This is a genomic window from Vibrio sp. B172a, assembly GCF_030248355.1.
Classification (GTDB): domain Bacteria; phylum Pseudomonadota; class Gammaproteobacteria; order Enterobacterales; family Vibrionaceae; genus Vibrio; species Vibrio owensii.
Genome location: NZ_JAHGAC010000007.1, coordinates 182692 through 200120, shown reverse-complemented (window position 1 = coordinate 200120; position 17429 = coordinate 182692). Strand labels below are relative to the sequence as shown.

Genomic DNA, 17429 nt, shown 5'->3' with positions numbered 1-17429 from the left:
ATTGGGGGATAAAAGCTCAACTCTTATTCCATGAATAATTCAGAGAATAGGAGTTAAGCCCCTAAGAAATTCTTTTGGAAGAAAAACTGGCTAGCCGAGTGGCTAGCCAGTTAAATCTATTAAAGACCTGCTAGGCGTGCAGTGTCTTCAGCAATTACTAGCTCTTCGTTAGTAGAGATAACCATTGCTGGGATACGGCTGTTAGCTGTAGTGATAGTACCTTCGCCGCCGAAACGTGCTTTAAGGTTAGCTTCACCATCAACTTCGATACCGAAGATACCTAGACGGTTTAGAACCATTTCACGGATAGGACCAGAGTTTTCGCCGATACCGCCAGTGAAAGTGATTGCGTCTAGACGACCTTCCATAGAAGCAGTGTAACCAGCTACGTACTTAGCTAGACGGTGACAGAACACGTCCATTGCACGAGTTGCTTCTTCTTTCTCACCATAGTTGTCTTCAACGAAACGACAGTCAGAAGTCACTTCAGTTAGACCAGCAAGACCAGACTCTTTAGTTAGCATGTTGTTGATTTCTTCAACAGAGTAACCTAGAGCGTCGTGTAGGTGGAATACGATAGCTGGGTCGATATCACCACAACGAGTACCCATTACTAGACCTTCAAGAGGAGTAAGACCCATAGAAGTGTCTACAGATTTACCGTTCTTGATTGCACAAACAGAAGCACCGTTACCTAGGTGACAGTTGATGATGTTTACTTCTTCAACTGGCTTGTTTAGTAGGCCAGCAACTTCACGAGTGATGAATAGGTGTGAAGTACCGTGCATGCCGTAACGACGGATACCGTGCTCTTTGTATAGTTTGTATGGAAGAGCGTATAGGAAAGACTCTTCAGGCATAGTTTGGTGGAACGCAGTGTCGAATACAGCAACGTTTTGAAGCTCTGGGAAGTTGTGCTTAGCAGCTTCGATACCGATGATGTGCGCTGGGTTGTGAAGCGGTGCGAAAGTCGCAGCGTCTTGAATACCTTTTAGTACGTCATCAGTGATTAGTGCAGATTGAGTGAACTGCTCACCACCGTGTACGATACGGTGACCGATAGCGCCTAGGTTAGCTTTAAGCTCTGGCTTAGAAGCAAGAATAGTTTCAACCATGAACGCTAGTGCTTCTTCGTGTGCTGCACCGTTACCTAGTTGAGCTTCGTGTTTACCGTCAAGTTTCCACTTGATACGTGCTTCAGGAAGGTGAAGACATTCAGCAAGACCTGATAGGTGCTCTGCACCTGTTTCTGCATCAACAACAGCAAATTTAAGAGAAGAACTACCGCAGTTTAAAACTAAAACTAGCTTAGACATGTGTGACTACCTGTTATTCGTCTGATCAAAATCAGTTAAAGGATGAAAAATTAATCACAAGAATAGACGATACCGCCAAGGGTGCGTACTAATCTTGGTCAAAAATTGTTCTAATTCCGTATAAATGAATAGTGATGAACCCATCCACCACTATGAAGCGATCCGTGCAGAATAAAATCTCGGAGTTGCTTAAATTGTAAATAACAGCAACAATGAGATTGAGGGTCTGCAAAGGATAGCGATAATAGGCAATGATAACAAAAAAATTTTGAAAGAATATTAACTTTCATCAATTTTTTGCGCCTTCAGTTGAAATGTTCAACTATTTTTTAGTGAGAGAGCGGTATGAGCAAACAAGTCGGATTGATCCATAGCCTGAAAGACGGCCAAAGTTACATGGAGATCTGGCCGGTTCGTAAAGAGCTGAACGCCATTTTTCCCGAACAACGCATTATTAAAGCAACGCGCTTTGGCATTAAAGTGATGCCAGCGGTCGCCGCGATCGGTGTGCTCACTCAAATGGCATTTAATAACTATGACGCACTTCCTCAAGCGATCGTAGTTGCGCTGTTCGCAATCAGCATGCCGCTGCAAGGTATGTGGTGGTTAGGCAGTCGTTCCAACACCAAATTGCCGCCAGCGTTGGCCTCTTGGTATCGCGAGCTGCACCAAAAAATTACGGAATCAGGATTCGCACTAGAGCCAGCAAAAGCTCGTCCAAGATACAAAGAACTTGCGGTGATCCTAAACCGAGCGTTCCGCCAGTTGGATAAGACTGCATTAGAGCGTTGGTTCTAACTCTTCAAATCTACAATCAACTCATTGAAATGGAGTGTGCTTTCTAGCCACTCCATTTTTTATGCCCGCAACATGACTTTTCGCCCTTATCTTAGTTTGCAATAACCGCCTCTCGTACCGATTGCGAGATCACAAATGTTACTTTGTTGTTAAATCTTGCTTTTCTTTCCCAACACTTAGCGTTAATAATGACAATTAGATGCACAAAAAGTGCGCAGCAATAAACACAACATCCCATCTTCCTCATTATTTCTGTTGAGCATTCATTTTCGATGAGGCTTTCAGTTCAAGGACGAAGAGACATCAAGGAGTCATGATGAAAACGAAACGTTTACTCGCCACTGCTATTCTTGCCGCGACCACGGTTTTTTCTTCAGCTAATGTGCTTGCTAACACTGCGACGGTTGCTGTTTCACAAATCGTGGAGCACCCAGCGCTCGACGCGACTCGCCAAGGCTTATTAGATGGCTTGAAAGCGAAAGGGTATGAGCAAGGGAAGAACCTAGAATTTGACTACAAAACCGCACAAGGTAACCCAGCGATAGCGGTACAGATTGCGCGTCAGTATGTGGGTGAGAGTCCTGATGTGCTCGTGGGTATTGCTACACCATCGGCTCAAGCTTTGGTGTCAGCTACGCGTTCTATTCCAGTGGTGTTTACTGCGGTAACGGATCCGGTGGGCGCAAAGCTTGTGAAATCTATGCATCAACCGGGCAAAAACGTAACGGGTCTTTCTGATTTGTCTCCGGTTGCTCAACATGTTGCTTTGATTCAAGAGATCTTGCCTGAAGCGAAATCCATTGGCGTGGTCTACAACCCGGGTGAAGCCAATGCAGTGACTTTGGTGCAACTGTTAAAAGAGAGTGCAGAAACAAATGGACTAAAAGTGGTTGAAGCGACGGCTCTGAAAAGCGCAGATGTTCAATCCGCGACCCAAGCCATTGCAGCTAAATCAGATGTGATTTATGCACCGACAGACAACACGGTAGCCAGTGCGATAGAGGGCATGATCGTGGCTGCAAACCAAGCTAAAAAACCAGTGTTTGGGGGAGCGACGTCTTATGTAGAAAAAGGCGCGATCGCAAGCTTGGGCTTTGACTACTATCAAGTCGGTGTTCAAACCGCTGAGTATGTTGCAGCTATTTTGGAAGGACAAGAACCGGGCAAGCTAGACGTAAAAGTCGCAACGGGTTCAGACCTTGTTGTCAATGAAGGAGCGGCAACCAAGCTTGGTATCCAGTTACCAAGTTCAGTTGTAAAACGTGCGACCAGCATGCAGTAAGAGTGACGTTCAGGTCGGTGTAATGCCGACCTGATTTGTGCAGAAAGGAGCAGTTATGTCTGCATTTGCTTTTTTTGGTGCGCTCGAAATTGGCCTTATTTACGGCTTAGTGGCTTTGGGCGTTTACCTTACGTTTCGTGTTCTTGATTTTCCTGATTTAAGTGTCGACGGCAGTTTCCCGATGGGGGCCGCCGTTGCTGCCACTGCAATCGTCGCCGGCATCAACCCTTGGATCGCAACCGGAATGGCTGTTATTGCGGGTGGGATGACTGGGTGGGTAACCGCTTTTCTTGCCGTTCGATGCGGCATTCTTCACCTATTGGCTTCTATTCTTACCATGATTGCGGCGTTCTCTATCAATATTCGCATCATGGGTAAGCCCAATATGGCCCTTCTAGGGGAAGACACCATTCTTACTCCGTTTGAAGCCATGGGAGATTCTATGTACATCCGGCCGTTGGTTGTCGGCGTACTAGTATTGCTCTCTGCTTTGTTTGTCGTACGTCTTCTTAACAGTGACTTTGGTTTAGGGTTAAGAGCGACAGGGGTGAACGCTCGAATGGTAGCCGCTCAAGGGGCAAGTACTTCTTTTTACACCTACTTCGGCCTAGCGCTTTCTAATGGTTTTGTCGGTTTTGCTGGTGCTCTATTTGCTCAAACCAACAGCTTTGCCGATGTTACTTCTGGTGTGGGTACGATCGTAGTTGGCTTAGCTGCAGTTATCCTCGGTCAAACTCTTATACCAGGGCGTAAAATCTGGGTTGCGGTTTGTGCGGTCATTATTGGCTCAGTTTTATATCGACTTGCTGTTGCCTTTGCGTTGAGCTCCGGCATGTTTGGCCTACAAGCATCGGACCTAAACTTAGTGACGGCTGTGCTTGTTGCAGTGGCGTTGATTGCGCCAAAACTGAAACAGAGCATGAAAGCGAAACAACGCGCGACCAGTGCAAAGCAAGCCGCATCAAAAAATGGTTCAGGGGAGGCGCTATGATTGAATTGAACAATATCCAAGTGACCTTTAATCCCGGAACCATTTTGGAAAACAGAGCCTTGAAAGGTGTCTCGTTAAAAGTACCTGAACATCAGTTTCTCACCGTTATTGGCTCCAATGGGGCAGGGAAATCGACCTTGCTCGGGGCGGTGACAGGGGAGACGCCGATGATTGGCGGTCAGGTGATCATTGATGGGCAAGACGTAACCCGGAAAACCGTGGCGCAACGAGCGACTCAATGTGCTCGTGTATTCCAAGACCCGTTAGCGGGTACTTGTGGGGATTTGTCCATCGAAGAAAACATGGCGTTAGCTTACATGCGAGGTAAGCGTCGAGGTTGGGGAATGGCGCTTTCTTCTCAACGTCGCAAGCTTTTCCAAGAGCGCATTAGCATTCTTAGCTTAGGGCTTGAGGATCGCCTTGGGGACAGTATTGGATTGCTTTCTGGCGGGCAACGACAAGCGGTCAGTTTGGTCATGGCAACACTATCAGACAGTAAGCTGTTGTTGCTAGATGAGCATACCGCTGCGTTAGATCCTCGCATGGCGGCTTTTGTTATCGATTTAACCAAACGTATCGTCAGCGAGTTCAACCTCACAGTGATGATGGTGACGCACTCAATGAAAGATGCGCTGGCTTGCGGTGACAGAACGGTCATGCTGCACCAAGGTGAGATTGTTCTTGATGTCGCAGGTGAGCAACGTGCCAATATGCAAGTCCCAGACTTACTCGAAATGTTCTCTAAAGTGCGTGGTGAAGAGTTGGCAGATGACAGCTTGTTGCTGAGCTAACTTAAAGAAAGAGCAAAACTACGCCTACCAAACGTGATCCTCCTTGAGAAAATTGCATCTAAGGCAATGTCGAAAGGAGGATTTTTCGGTAAATACTCTTTATTAAAATAGTGGAATATTCCAATACTAAGAGCACTTACCATGACCCTTCCATTTATCTTCCATAGCCAGACCGAAGATGGCCTTGTATTTGATGGTGAACTGCTAACCGTCACTCTGAAAACTGAAAACGTTAAGTTTGATAGCGTGCATGTACGCTGTGAGCCTGACAACGAAGAATATCTTATCGAGATGCTACCTCGCGGCAAGGCTGGTGAACTTCAACTATGGCAAGCACAGTTCGCAGCGAACCGAGATCGTGATGTCACTCATTACGTATTTAAACTCATCAAAGGCAATCAGCAACTTTGGTTAGATGGCAGAGGTGTACATAAACGGATGCCACCGAAAGAATTCCACTTTAAGCTGAACACGCAGTCTCAGCCACCGAGCTGGGTGCAAGAACAAGTCTTCTATCAAATCTTCCCAGACCGTTTTGCGGCAAGCCAAGATGAGCAAGCAATCCGAAATGCTTACGCGCAATACGACCCAGATACCATGGTGAAATCTTGGGGAGAGGCGGTCGGCTCTCATCAAAATACGGGCGCGCGCGAATTCTTCGGCGGCGATTTAAAAGGCGTTGAAGAGAAACTCGATTACTTAGATGACTTAGGCGTGACGGCGTTGTATTTCAATCCTATCTTCACGGCGCCAAGCAACCATAAGTACGATACGAAAGACTACCTTAATATTGATCCTATGTTTGGCACTAACGAACAGTTTGCGCAGCTGTGTGAGCAAATTCGTGGCAAGCAGATGAAGATTGTCTTGGATGCCGTATTTAACCACACGTCCGTTCATCATCCATGGTTCGATATTAAACAAGAAGGTCAGGGGGCTTATGGTAAGCCGGACTCGGACTTTCGCGACTATTACTTCTTCGAGGGACAAACCAACAAGTACATTGGCTGGAAAGGCATTGGCAATTTACCGGTTTTGAATTTTGAGAACGAGCAAGTTCGCGATCACATCTACCAAGGTGAAGAGGCGGTGATCAAACACTGGCTCAAACCACCATATTCTGTCGATGGTTGGCGCTTTGACGTTATTCACATGTTGGGTGAAGGCGATGGCGCAAAGAACAATGCGCATTATGTGGAAGCGTTCCGCAAAGCAACCAAAGCGATCAACCCTAATGCTTATGTGTTAGGTGAGCATTTCTTTGAGGCAACACAATGGTTACAAGGTGGGCAAGAAGATGGCGCTATGAACTACTACGGCTTTGCTCATCCAGTTCGTGCCCTGATTGCTAAGCAAGACATCATGTATGACCCAATTGACATCGATGCGTTAGATTTTAAAGAGTGGATGGATGAGGCGCGAGCTAAAGTCCCTTTTGCCAACCAATTGTCTCAACTTAATCAGTTAGATAGTCATGATACCGCCCGTTTTCTGACGCTTTTGGACGGGGATAAAGAAAAAATGCGAATCGCACTGGCTTTACTCATGACTTACATTGGTACGCCTTGCCTGTATTACGGAAGCGAAGTGGGATTAGAAGGTGGGCTTGATCCTGACAACCGCCGCTGCTTCCCGTGGGACCAGGTTGCCGAGTCTGAGTGGCTGCCTTTGTATCGTGAATGGATAAGAATTCGCAAGCAATACAAGGCACTACAGTCCGGTAGCTTGCTATGGCTCCATTATGATGAGCAGGTCATGGTATACGCTCGACAATGGAAAGAAGAAACAATAGTTGTGGCATTTAACCTGAGTAAATACGAACAAAATGTTAACTTGCCTTTATGGCAACTTGGCTTAAATGCAACACACTTGCATCAAATATTAGACAAAGGTGAAGTCGAGATGGCTGAACGTCATTTTTCTGTCAATATCCCAGCATTGAACTGCAAAATATGGCAAGTGAAGTGACACCTGATGCCTTATTTATTAAAATTTATGAATACATAAGTGAAAAACTATAAATAGCCCTTCGGTAGTCAGTACTTTCGAAGGGCTGAAATTATTAAAAGCCAATGGTGTTCAATGGGTAATAAAAGGCGATTTAGCCTCAAGTTTGTCATCTTCTTCCCACTCTTCTTATTCATTGTTGTCATGATCGTGACTGCGAAGAACTATTACGATGCGATGAATCGTTACATCACGTTGGAGTATGCGCAGATTGATCGTGCGTTGAATCGAGCGATTAAAGTGCTTACCGCTTTAGACTACAGCTTTGTTAATTATTCAAATCCAGCCCATCCTTTGTTTCAAGAACACAACCATATGATAAGAAATGGCATGTGTTACGTATGGCCCATTGACGTATTGCTCTTAGAAAACAAACATTCGGGAGGTTTACCTGCGGTCGAACTGGATTACATGATTGTTGGTCAAAAAGAATTATGTGAGCAAGGCTCCGCTCTGTTTAATTTGGCAGAAAAGAAAGCGGGTTTTGCTCCGTCATTGTCGTTTTTGCACGATATTGAATCGCACATTATAGGTATCCACTATATCGACCAGCGTGGCTACGTTATCTCATCGCCAGATACTTATGCTGAAAACTTTTCCCAAGAGCTATGGAATACGCTAAAAGCGCGGCCATTTTGGCAAAAGACAGCTCAAGAAACCGTAAAAGTCACCATGTCAGGTCCTGCGCCAATGCTGGCTCGTCGTGATGGTCAAGTCATCAGCTTGACAGTACCTATTTATGAGAAGGCTGTTCATCAAGGGGTTCTATCCATTGATTTTGATGTCGATGAACTACTTAAGACCAATGAGAATCTCGCGGGTAAGCTGCATATCATTTCTAACGTCACGCCGATACCTCAAAACGCAATGCGAATTCAACCTGTGGAGCACGACCGTTTAAGTGCTGACCACAGCATTTATTACGAATACAAACTGTGGAGCGAGTTCAAGAATCTGTTGGCGTTCGAGAAATACAGCGTTGCGGTTGCATTCTTTATCTATGTGTTGAGTACCGTTGCTCTATTCTTGGTCAATACACAAACAGAGCGCCGTTATTTCAAAGAGTTGGCAGCGAAAGACCCGATGACGGGTTTACTCAATCGACGTGGCATGCAAGCGGTATGGCGCAACAAAATGACCAAGAAGCACGTCGCGCTTGCCGTTTTTGATATCGATGATTTTAAAGCGATTAACGATACCTATGGGCATGATGTCGGTGATGATGCAATTCGTCTTGTAGCTAAGTGTATTCGTGACAATATTCGTCATTCGGATGTGGCATCGCGTTTTGGTGGTGAAGAGTTTGTTCTTGCCATCTACGATGAAGATTTCGATAGCATGCTGCGTATATTGGAGCGAGTAAGAAAAGCGATTAGTAAAAACTCGAAAAGGGTGGTTGCTGGTGGTTTTACAGTATCAGGCGGTGTCGAGTTCAAGTCTTCCTCTCAATTAGAGAGCTTTGATGAACTGTTCAAAGTAGCCGATGAAAAGCTCTATGAAGCAAAGAGCACCGGCAAGAATAAGATTTGCTACTAAGTAGCAGATAAAACAAAAGGGCGAATTCATCGCCCTTTTTTGATCTTAAAAACTGCTTTAACTTGCTTTACGCGACGCGAGACTGCAACTCGTCACGATAACGCTGAATGTGCTCAACGATTGGTGCCGCTTTGTTGAACGTGCGGATCTCGCGGAACAGATCATTTGCTTCTGGGTAAGCTTGGCGTAAGTAAGAGAACCACTGTTTTACGCGGTTCGGATAGTACAAACCTTTGTCACCTTTCATTTCAAACTGAGAGTAGTAAATCAGTAGCTCGACGACTTCTGCCCAAACCATTGGTTTATGGTTGTATTTCACCATATTACCCAGATTTGGGATATTGAATGCACCGCGACAAACCATTAGAGAATCAACGCCTGTGGTTTCAATACAACGTTGGCCATCTTCGTAGTTCCAAATTTCGCCATTCGCGATTAATGGAATGTCAAAACGTTCACGGATTTGGGTGATGTATTCCCACTTGATTTCAGAGGCTTTGTAGCCGCCTTGCTTCGTACGGGCATGAACCGTCAGCTCGTTTGCCCCAGCAGATTGAATGGCATCAACAATCTCAAAACAGTCTTCAGGGTTTTCCCATCCGAGACGAATTTTAGCGCTAACAGGAATATTGCTTGGAACAGCGTCACGACATGCTTTTACCACGTTATGAATCAGTTCTGGATGTTGAAGAAGTGCCGCGCCACCTTTACTCTTGTTCACTAAGCGAGCAGGGCAGCCGAAGTTAAGGTCGATACCGCGCGCACCAAGCTCAGCGGCTTTGATTGCGTTTTCTGCCATCCAATTTGGTTCTTGACCAAGTAACTGTACGTGAACAGGTACGCCAGATGCAGTTTGTGAGCCTTGAAGAAGCTCAGGACACAGACGATGGAATACGTGATCAGGTAACAGCTGATCGATGACTCGAACAAACTCTGTCACACACAGATCATAGTCGTTTATCTCGGTCAGGATTTGGCGCATCAAATGGTCCAAAACGCCTTCCATCGGGCCTAATACAACTCGCATAGCTTGCCTAATACAGTTTGGTGGTAAAAAGGAGGGCGATTGTAGCGATGTGAGTGAAGTTTGTCATTAAAAGACTCATCAGCATCGAGCGGCATCAACTAGCATCTTATTAGCTCTGGGGTATAATGCCGCCAAATTCATGGGAAACCAGATGTCATGCAATACACATTAATTGAGAAAGGTGAAGTTCAGCTAGACGAATCTTCACTGTTTTTGGAAGGTGCAGTATTTGCTGCAAACCTGATGACAAAACCGCTAACACCAGAAAGCTGGCTAGAGCCACTACTTGGTGAAGGTTTTAAAGCCATTCAGCCAGCTGTTGAAGAGCAGATTCACAAACAGCATAACTACATTCTGCGTAATGAGTACTCGATTCTTACGCTGACCAATAGTGATGCTGAGCAGCTCGCAGACTTTGCTGAAGGCTTTATGTCTGTGTGGCCAATGATTGAGGAGCAATGGCACGAGGTTGTGCTCAACGATGGTCTAGAGCGTATGCTGCAAGCATTATTGACCACCATGATGTTGGCGATTGATGAAGAGCAAACGCAACAGCAAATGCGTGATGCAGGTATTGAGAACCCGCCAGCGTTAGCCGATTTGGTGGATCAACTTGATCTCATGATCAACGAAGTAGCGCTTGGTGCTGATGAATTGATGGTAGGTAAAAAATCTAAGAGCTTGAACCCGTTTAAAGACGTTGGCCGTAACGACCCTTGTCCTTGTGAAAGTGGTAAGAAGTTCAAACAGTGTTGCGGTAAGTAATTGCAATATAAATAAAAAGCCGACTTGATAGTCGGCTTTTTTGATCTGCTTGCTCGGTACTAAGCGTGAAAGATTATTACCGATTACTGAATTGGATTTTTGCGCTTAGCACTAAAGAACTGAGCAATCACGATGAATGCAAGTGCAACCAAGTTACCTGCGAAGATGACAACTAACCACTGAGGCATTGAAAGGCCAAAGAATTGCCAAACAATCTTCGCACAGTCACCATACGCTTCGAACATCCAAGGCGCCCATTGGTTTAGCGGAGCCCAACTCGGGAAAGTCACGAATAAATCACATGTTGCGAACGGTGATGGGTTGAACTGATAGTCGACGTGCTGCATCGCCAGCATCAAACCTTTATAAGCACTTGCTCCCCATGCAGCTAACGCTATCCAGCGCACGAGAGGGTTGTTTGGTGCAACAAGACCAATCATTGCCGCGACACCAATTCCCATCATAGCGACACGTTCATAAATACACATAACACACGGTGCTAGCATCATGACGTGTTGAAAGAATAGGGCGCAAGCTTCAAAAAAGACGATGGCCAAAAGGAGCAGGAGCCAAGATAAGCGTCCCTTCGAAAACTGGTTAAGTGATGCAAAAATACTCACGGTTACAATCCTGTCTGAAAATATAAAAAAGCTCTGATTACTCAGAGCTTTTTAACTTGGATAAGTTTCCTAATCAACTCAAATTTTTAGTGTCCACCTGACACAACTGGAGTTAGATCACCACTACTTGGCACAATCCAGCCCGCATCGTAGAAGAATGCTGTTGCTGGTTCTAGGAAGAACATGATGCCCATCAAGCCAACAAGCGCTAATACAACCGTGTAAGGAAGCGCCATGATAACCATGCGACCGTATGATAGACGAATCAAAGGTGCTAGTGCTGATGTCAGTAGGAATAGGAACGCAGCTTGGCCGTTTGGCGTTGCAACTGAAGGTAGGTTAGTACCTGTGTTGATTGCAACGGCTAGCAGGTCGAACTGTTCACGAGTGATAAGGCCTTCAATAAGCGCTGTCTTCACTTCGTTAATGTAAACTGTGCCCACGAATACGTTATCCGAAACCATCGAAAGCAGACCGTTAGCAACATAGAACAGAGCAAGTTGAGCGCCCTTATCTTCAACAGCAAGTACTGCATCGATAACAGGTTTGAATAGCTCTTGGTCGATGATAACGGCAACCACCGCAAAGAATACTGCAAGTAGTGCTGTAAATGGCAGAGCTTCTTCAAACGCTTTACCCATCGAGTGCTCTTCGATAACACCAGTAAACGAAGTCGCTAGGATAATTACAGAAAGACCAATCAGGCCAACAGCTGCTAAGTGAAGTGCAAGTGCGGCAATCAACCAAACAGCGATAAGGCTTTGAACCCAAAGTTTCGCTACGTCTTGGTTAGTACGAGTCTTGCGTTCTTCACGGTCGAAATCGACTAGGATTTGGCGAACGTTATCAGGCAGTTGCGCACCGTAGCCAAACACTTTTAGCTTCTCTACAACCGCACACGTGATCAAGCCACAGATGAATACTGGCAACGTTACTGGAGACATACGAATCAAGAACTCACCAAAGAACCAGCCCGCTTGGTCAGCGATGATCAAGTTCTGCGGTTCACCAACCATGGTAGTAACGCCACCTAGTGCTGTACCAACACCTGCGTGCATTAACAATGAACGTAGGAATGCGCGGTAGTTCTCCAGGTCATCACGCGTTAGCTCGGTGATGGTGTCATCTTGAGTGTGGTCGTGGTCACCGATAGGGTTTCCAGAAGCCACTTTGTGGTAAATCGAGTAGAAACCAACTGCAACACTGATTACAACGGCAATAACGGTCAGCGCGTCCAAGAATGCTGACAAAAACGCCGCTGCGAAACAGAATGCGAGTGAAAGTAACGTTTTCGAACGAATACCAAGCAGGATCTTTGTAAAAATGAACAGCAGAAGCTGTTTCATAAAGTAGATACCCGCAACCATGAATACCAACAGTAGAAGTACTTCGATATTCGCTACCAGCTCGTGCTTCACCTGTGCAGGGCTGGTCATACCGATAGCAACCGCTTCAATTGCAAGCAAACCGCCGGGTTGAAGTGGGTAACACTTCAGCGCCATTGCTAGCGTGAAAATAAATTCCGCTACTAGCAACCAACCTGCAACAAATGGGTCAATTAGGAAGAATACAATCGGGTTAATAATTAGGAAGGCTATAATGGCAACTTTGTACCAATCAGGCGCTTTACCAAGGAAGTTCTTGATAAAGGCATTTCCGAGCGACATCGGCATGATAATTCTCTTTATAACAAAATTATGAATAGACACTACAATAGTGCTTAAGTATCTGTTTGTTAGACTTATTATCTAGTCTTTTAAAACAATAACTTAGAAAAACAACAATCCATTGTTTTACTGTAGTCTTGCCAAGTTACTTCCCCTGAACTTAAGCACCGCTCACTTTCGACCGCAACTCTACACCTCGGCATTTTATAGTCAATAACAAAACGTGATGCTGCCGACTAAAACTGCTTTTTATTTGTAATAACGCGATCAAAACGGCGTTACTATACCATGAAAAGATTAAAAAAAATCACCTTGGAATTTAAAACAAAGTCAATTACGAGAAAAGATAAATTAAGAAAGAATATTAATCGTAAAACACAAATTTATTTTGCATATTTTGAGCAGAAAAATGTGACGGGGTAGGCTTTATTTTCCGTGAGTTTGTGGCTGTTCCAATTTTTGCAAAATATAAATTTTGCGCGTTTGGTTCCAAGTGATTAGGGTTTTAAATTAAGGATATATGTAGAGTATTAACTCTATATTGAGATTTCGTTTCATTTGTTGATCGTTAATTTTCGCAAATCGTTAAGTAGTGGTATGATGAGTCGCATCGACCCTTAGAAATCAATATTGGATAAAAACAGAATGGTCATTAAGGCTAAAAGCCCTGCGGGTTTCGCAGAAAAATACATAATCGAGAGCATTTGGAACGGCCGTTTTCCACCTGGCTCAATATTACCCGCTGAACGTGAGCTATCTGAACTTATTGGTGTTACCCGTACGACTTTACGTGAAGTGCTTCAGCGCCTTGCGCGCGACGGTTGGTTGACCATCCAGCACGGTAAGCCAACTAAAGTGAACCAATTCATGGAGACGTCAGGTCTGCATATTTTGGATACACTAATGACACTTGATGTTGATAACGCAACGAACATTGTGGAAGATTTGCTTGCTGCACGTACTAACATCAGCCCAATCTTTATGCGTTACGCGTTTAAAGCGAATAAAGAGGCGTCTGAGCGTACTATTCAAAATGTTATCGACTCATGTGAAGCGCTAGTTAAAGCACCTTCATGGGATGACTTTATTGCAGCATCTCCATACGCAGACAAAATTCTGCAAAGTGTGAAAGAAGACAACGAGAAGGATGAAGCGAAGCGTCAGGAAATTCTGATTGCTAAGACGTTTAACTTCTACGACTACATGCTGTTCCAACGCTTGGCGTTCCACTCAGGCAACCAGATCTACGGTTTGATTTTTAATGGCTTGAGAAAACTATACGACCGTGTAGGTAGTTACTACTTCTCAAACCCTGCATCACGTGATTTAGCACTGCGCTTCTACCGCCAGCTTCTAGAAACCTGTGAAACAGGCCAGCGTGAGCAACTTCCAGTGGTGATTCGTCATTACGGTATGGAAAGTGCGCAAATCTGGAATGAGATGAAACAACAGCTGCCAACGAACTTTACAGAAGACGACAGCTAATCGATTGTTGAAGTCCAACGATTTCATATAAAAACCGCAGGTATCACCCTGCGGTTTTTTTGTGTTTGCTTTTCCGAAGCTCGATTTAGGCTAAGGACAGTCTGGGTAATGGTAGGTAAATGGTCTCAATGATGTCTGATAGCATCTGGTCATAGGTATTGAACACAGTAAGGGACAAGTCAGAGGTAATGTCGTATAACTCCTCTTCACTCAGTGACAATACTTCACCTTCTATATATTCATTCAGAGATTGAATCGACCTAGCAGACATCGGAGAGGCAACGCTCAAGGGGCTAATTACTGCCAATTGATTGAGTCTTCTAATCATTACCGAGGCGTAATTTCTCATCCGTTCAGGCCCACCTCTATCTTGCATGTCTTGAATGCTGATACGGAGCTGTGTCAGTGTTTCTAAGCTATCAATCACGGTTTGCCAGTTCATATGGTACTCGTCATGTAACTCGTCTCTCTGGGCAATAGCGAGCCATGCGATGGTAACTTCATCCATTAAGAACAAACTATGACGGATCAGTTTGCCATGCTCCATCTGATTCCGCGCTACCGTGTTGCCCTGCCATTGTTCCATCAACTTATCGATTTTGATTTGCAGCACGCGATACATGGGTTTGTTCTCAAAGCGAGAAGTTTCCACGAGCTGATGCAGTTTATGACCTAACTCCTGATGAATTTGCTCTATCTCTTTTTCATGATGTTGTTGGTATTGGATAGAATAGTGGGTCACCGCTCGGTGACGGCGCAGTAGGTGAACCACATCGCGTAATAAGGTGAGTAATTGATATTTGCGAGCATGTTGCTTTTCTCGCTTCGCAGCCAAGTGATAGATCCCTGCCAGAATGGCAATTGAGATCAAAGTAGAAATCAAAACAAACATAACCAACTCCTTGTTAGTGCTTTTGACCTAGCAACGATGAAGGAGCAGTTTTGATGCCAATAATTAAAGTAAATTAAAACAATGACTTACTTTGGGTTAGAAAAAGGAGCTGTACGAACTTGGTGCGTAATCTCCCCAAAAGTGTGAATTTGGTCAAATTACATCGCAGTTGTTTATACCTTTCCTGATTGGATGAAATTAGTGCTAGTTCTAAAGTCGCAAAGTTTTCTATTTGCATTTAATTGCTCAGGAACCCTCGATTCAAGTCACAATGCCGATAGGCTAAATGATGTTCTATTTGTATATGCTATGGGTTGTTTATGTGAATAACAGAGGGAATTACTTTGTCCAACGCGCTTGAAATTTGCTTTAGTACAACACCAAAGTCAAAGTTACCTGTAGATGTCAAAAACAAAACAGCCTACAGCCAGTTCAGAAAAGATAATCCGCATATACTCGGCACCTTTATCCCTGCAGGGACTCCGTTCATTCTAAGTAATAATTCGTCTAATTCCGTAGAGAAAATTAGGAATGATAGGCCAGATATTGCATGCGCTCTTGACACAGTGAAGAGTTGGTCTCAAGAAACGAAAAGAAATGTGGCCCACCTTTCTAGCGAATTTGGCGATGAAAACTTACAGGCAATAGCATACATCTATGAAAAAGAAATTAAGCCGTTCCTAGATGCAACTAATACCGTTATGGGCGGAAAGTTGGATGAATACACCGCCGCTGGAGCTGCGGCAACCGCGATCAATGAAAAACAGGCTAGGATGAGTAACTTTGGTAAAGCGTTGCTCAGCTATCAGAATGCGCTGATCAATGTACGATTTGCTGCTAAAAGTGGAGCCAATAAAACTGAACTTCTGAAGCTAGGTAACAAAGTTAAGTACGCACATGACTCTTTAAACAAGCAGTTTCTAAAAGAACTGACTCATTACTCAGGTCGAGTTAAGAGTAGTAAAGGCAATATCTGGAGTAACCCTGAACGAGGAATAAACATAGCTAAAAGCGGCAGGAACTCAAGTAAGCTTCAACTCACATCTCTTGCCAATATACGTTCTGTTAGAGCACTAGAGGTTGGCTCTGATGTTATTGGAAAAAAGATTATTGCCATAGATGCAAGTGTTAGATTCAACAACGTTCGCAATGCGAAGAGTAATGGTTAAGATTGGCAAAAAAAAGCGGTGATGGAAGTCGCAGGCTTCGGAGCGAGTAACGCTGCAGGGGCATGGACGACCGCAAAAGTTGTAACGGCAGGTATGGGGATTGCGTTAGCAGCGGGGCCACTGGGTATTGTAGTACTTATTGGTGTTGGGTTAGGGGTTGGTTATGCGGCTGCAAAAATGGGTGATTGGTTTGGGCAAGGTTTAGCAGAAAAAACCTATGAAACTAGCTCTAAAGTAAATTGGTTTTAAAGGAGTAATTGTGTTTTATTTCGATCTTATAGTGATGATTGTTGGTTGGACATGGTTACTGAGCACATTGGTTTTTATTCGTGTATCAGCAAAGCGGATTGAGACAAAAATATTGCAGGATGGTCACGATCCAATTGGCTGGGACAGAAATGGGTGGGGTTTTAGATTTCCTATGTACGCCTCAGTGTTGATGCGAGGTAAACCAGCGAAAGTGTCGCTGGTAGAAGACAAACTTATTCTAAAGTATGCGACAGTCTTTGACCGAGTGCTTGCGTATATTGTCACAGTAAGCTTCGTGATGGCACTTGCTTTGGGAGCAGTAATGGGGTTGGGGCCTGAAGAGTACAGAGTGAAAACCAGTTAAGCGCAGGGCTCTGTAGAACGGTGAGTACAAGCCTAATTGAAAGGCCAAATCCTGTTCTAGGGAGCAAAGTGTTTTATTTTGATATTGTAAACATGATTATTGGATGCACTTGGCTAGTGAGTACCTTGCTTTTTATTCGTATATCGGTAGAGCGGATTGAGAAAAAATGTTGCGAGATGGTCATGACCCTATTGGTTGGGACAGAAATGGGTGGGGGTTTAGATTTCCCATGTACACATCGGTATTGATGCGAGGAAAGCCAGCTAAAGTATCACTTGTGGATGACCAACTAATACTAAAATACGCAACAACGTTTGATAGAGTACTTGCGTATGTTGTAAGCATCAGCTTTGTGCTTTTCCTTGTGTGTGGTGCGATCATTACTTGGGGACCGGAAGAGTATAGGTTGCACTAAGTAATTTTCTCTCGTTGTAAAAAAGGCTTAACTGAACTAGTTAAGCCTTTCTATT

General features: G+C 44.5%; 17 protein-coding genes. 12 read left to right on the top strand and 5 right to left on the bottom strand.

What is annotated here, in order from left to right; translation table 11 throughout:
* Positions 1–119: 119 nt before the first annotated feature.
* Positions 120–1316: an acetate kinase gene (locus KIT90_RS08875; RefSeq protein WP_005439639.1), complete on the bottom strand. Its 1197-nt coding sequence runs from the start codon at positions 1314–1316 to the stop codon at positions 120–122.
* Positions 1317–1661: 345 nt separating this feature from the next.
* Between KIT90_RS08875 and yfbV the strand changes: the two genes are divergently transcribed.
* From yfbV to KIT90_RS08845, 6 genes are all read left to right on the top strand, one after another.
* Complete coding sequence (gene yfbV / locus KIT90_RS08870; protein WP_005439638.1) at positions 1662–2114, top strand: terminus macrodomain insulation protein YfbV; 453 nt, start codon at positions 1662–1664, stop codon at positions 2112–2114.
* 316 nt (positions 2115–2430) lie between these two features.
* On the top strand, positions 2431–3396 hold the full coding sequence (locus KIT90_RS08865; RefSeq protein WP_285376479.1) for an ABC transporter substrate-binding protein: 966 nt from the start codon (positions 2431–2433) through the stop codon (positions 3394–3396).
* A 55-nt stretch (positions 3397–3451) separates the two neighbouring features.
* Positions 3452–4387, top strand: coding sequence for an ABC transporter permease (locus KIT90_RS08860; RefSeq protein ID WP_285376325.1), 936 nt, complete (start codon positions 3452–3454; stop codon positions 4385–4387).
* The gene (locus KIT90_RS08855) at positions 4384–5178 is read left to right on the top strand and encodes an ABC transporter ATP-binding protein (protein ID WP_285376324.1); all 795 of its coding nucleotides are present in this window, start codon (positions 4384–4386) and stop codon (positions 5176–5178) included. Before KIT90_RS08860 ends, KIT90_RS08855 begins: the two co-directional genes overlap by 4 nt.
* Before the next feature lie 141 nt (positions 5179–5319).
* A complete protein-coding gene (gene malZ / locus KIT90_RS08850) occupies positions 5320–7146 on the top strand; it encodes a maltodextrin glucosidase (protein ID WP_285376322.1) in 1827 nt (608 codons plus the stop codon).
* Positions 7147–7260: 114 nt separating this feature from the next.
* Positions 7261–8721, top strand: coding sequence for a GGDEF domain-containing protein (locus KIT90_RS08845; RefSeq protein WP_285376321.1), 1461 nt, complete (start codon positions 7261–7263; stop codon positions 8719–8721).
* Between the two features lie 67 nt (positions 8722–8788).
* On the opposite strand, the gene dusC is transcribed toward KIT90_RS08845, so the two are convergent.
* Positions 8789–9748 (bottom strand): tRNA dihydrouridine(16) synthase DusC, encoded by a 960-nt coding sequence (dusC, locus tag KIT90_RS08840; RefSeq protein WP_285376318.1) that lies wholly within the window; start codon positions 9746–9748, stop codon positions 8789–8791.
* Between the two features lie 156 nt (positions 9749–9904).
* Between dusC and KIT90_RS08835 the strand changes: the two genes are divergently transcribed.
* Positions 9905–10513: an SEC-C metal-binding domain-containing protein gene (locus KIT90_RS08835; RefSeq protein WP_285376317.1), complete on the top strand. Its 609-nt coding sequence runs from the start codon at positions 9905–9907 to the stop codon at positions 10511–10513.
* A gap of 83 nt (positions 10514–10596) precedes the next feature.
* Here KIT90_RS08835 and dsbB read toward each other — a convergent pair whose 3' ends face one another.
* Both dsbB and nhaB read right to left on the bottom strand, forming a co-directional pair.
* Complete coding sequence (dsbB, locus tag KIT90_RS08830; protein WP_285376315.1) at positions 10597–11133, bottom strand: disulfide bond formation protein DsbB; 537 nt, start codon at positions 11131–11133, stop codon at positions 10597–10599.
* 86 nt (positions 11134–11219) lie between these two features.
* Positions 11220–12806, bottom strand: coding sequence for a Na(+)/H(+) antiporter NhaB (gene nhaB / locus KIT90_RS08825; RefSeq protein WP_005439621.1), 1587 nt, complete (start codon positions 12804–12806; stop codon positions 11220–11222).
* Positions 12807–13445: 639 nt separating this feature from the next.
* Between nhaB and fadR the strand changes: the two genes are divergently transcribed.
* Complete coding sequence (fadR, locus tag KIT90_RS08820; protein WP_005439619.1) at positions 13446–14285, top strand: fatty acid metabolism transcriptional regulator FadR; 840 nt, start codon at positions 13446–13448, stop codon at positions 14283–14285.
* Positions 14286–14370: 85 nt separating this feature from the next.
* On the opposite strand, the gene KIT90_RS08815 is transcribed toward fadR, so the two are convergent.
* A complete protein-coding gene (locus KIT90_RS08815; RefSeq protein ID WP_285376313.1) occupies positions 14371–15177 on the bottom strand; it encodes a hypothetical protein in 807 nt (268 codons plus the stop codon).
* 344 nt (positions 15178–15521) lie between these two features.
* Here KIT90_RS08815 and KIT90_RS08810 point away from each other — a divergent pair, with 344 nt between their 5' ends.
* The 4 genes from KIT90_RS08810 (at position 15522) to KIT90_RS08795 (ending at position 17374) form a co-directional block, all read left to right on the top strand.
* The gene (locus KIT90_RS08810) at positions 15522–16346 is read left to right on the top strand and encodes a hypothetical protein (RefSeq protein ID WP_285376312.1); all 825 of its coding nucleotides are present in this window, start codon (positions 15522–15524) and stop codon (positions 16344–16346) included.
* A 21-nt stretch (positions 16347–16367) separates the two neighbouring features.
* Entirely contained in the window at positions 16368–16595 is a 228-nt protein-coding gene (locus tag KIT90_RS08805) for a hypothetical protein (protein ID WP_285376311.1), read from the top strand.
* Positions 16596–16605: 10 nt separating this feature from the next.
* Positions 16606–16959, top strand: a complete 354-nt coding sequence (locus KIT90_RS08800; protein WP_285376308.1) for a hypothetical protein — start codon at positions 16606–16608, stop codon at positions 16957–16959.
* 229 nt (positions 16960–17188) lie between these two features.
* Complete coding sequence (locus KIT90_RS08795; RefSeq protein ID WP_240694500.1) at positions 17189–17374, top strand: hypothetical protein; 186 nt, start codon at positions 17189–17191, stop codon at positions 17372–17374.
* Positions 17375–17429: the final 55 nt, after the last annotated feature.